Origin of the sequence: Bowmanella yangjiangensis (assembly GCF_017255015.1) — a bacterium.
Classification (GTDB): domain Bacteria; phylum Pseudomonadota; class Gammaproteobacteria; order Enterobacterales; family Alteromonadaceae; genus Bowmanella; species Bowmanella yangjiangensis.
The window spans coordinates 1-893 of the sequence record NZ_JAFKCS010000329.1 but is presented as its reverse complement, the minus strand read 5'-3'; the positions used below and the strand labels follow the sequence as shown (position 1 = coordinate 893).

Annotated in this window: 1 protein-coding gene; it reads left to right on the top strand. The window is 64.8% G+C overall.

The window, feature by feature from the left end:
* The first annotated feature begins 160 nt into the window (after positions 1-160).
* Complete coding sequence (locus tag J0A65_RS24350) at positions 161-706, top strand: REP-associated tyrosine transposase (protein WP_206596839.1); 546 nt, start codon at positions 161-163, stop codon at positions 704-706.
* Positions 707-893 lie beyond the last annotated feature (187 nt).

The window sequence follows — 893 nt, the reverse complement described above, 5'->3', positions numbered from 1 at the left end:
AACGGCAGAAGGAGCAACTGGCAGGTGATTACCTGAGCGCCTACGACGAGATGAAACAGGCCTCCTGAATCGGCCCGCCGGACAGGTCGCCCCCGCCCTGCAGCTCATCCGTAGGGCGGGTGAAACCCGCCACAGCCAGATCTGCAACAAGGATGTTGCCATGCCCGATTATCGACGTGCCGCCGTTTCCGGTGGCTGCTATTTCTTCACGCTGGTCAGCGAACGACGCCAGCCCATCCTCACCCATCCCGATGTTCGCCAGGCCCTGCGCGCGGCCATCGAGACGGTGCGCCTCACTCGACCTTTCACCATCGACGCCTGGGTATTGCTGCCAGATCACCTGCATGCCATCTGGCGCCTGCCACCCGATGACAAGGACTTCTCCAATCGCTGGCGGCTGATCAAGCGACATGTCACCCATGCCTGTGGCCGCGCTCACCTGCGTGACGACCTGATGAGCGAGCGGCGCCGGCTGAAGGGGCAGGGCACGCTGTGGCAGCAGCGCTTCTGGGAGCACCTGATTCGCGATGAGCACGACTACGGGCGGCACTTCGACTACCTGCATGGCAACCCGCTCAAGCATGGGCTGGTGACGCGGGTGCGCGACTGGCCCTGGTCGTCGTTTCACCGTTGGGTGAACAGGGGCGTCTACCCCATCGATTGGGCCGGGGATACCAGGACCGACGATCTGGGCGCCGGTGAGTGAAGCGGCGGGTTGCACCCGCCCTACGTCGCTGTCTGGCAATGCGCGCGCTTTTGTAGGCGCCGGTGATCCTGCGCGAGGCTTATCGCCAGCAAGCTGGCTCCTGCATGTCGACGCTCAGCCGGCCAGCTGCTCCGCGACCCAGCGGGGCAACTGCTCGGTCGCCAGGCCATAGCGCTTTTCGGCGAAC

Coding starts and splice junctions, on each gene's coding strand:
- J0A65_RS24350 (WP_206596839.1), top strand. CDS start 161: ATGCCCGATTATCGACGTGCCGCCGTTTCCGGTGGCTGCTATTTCTTC.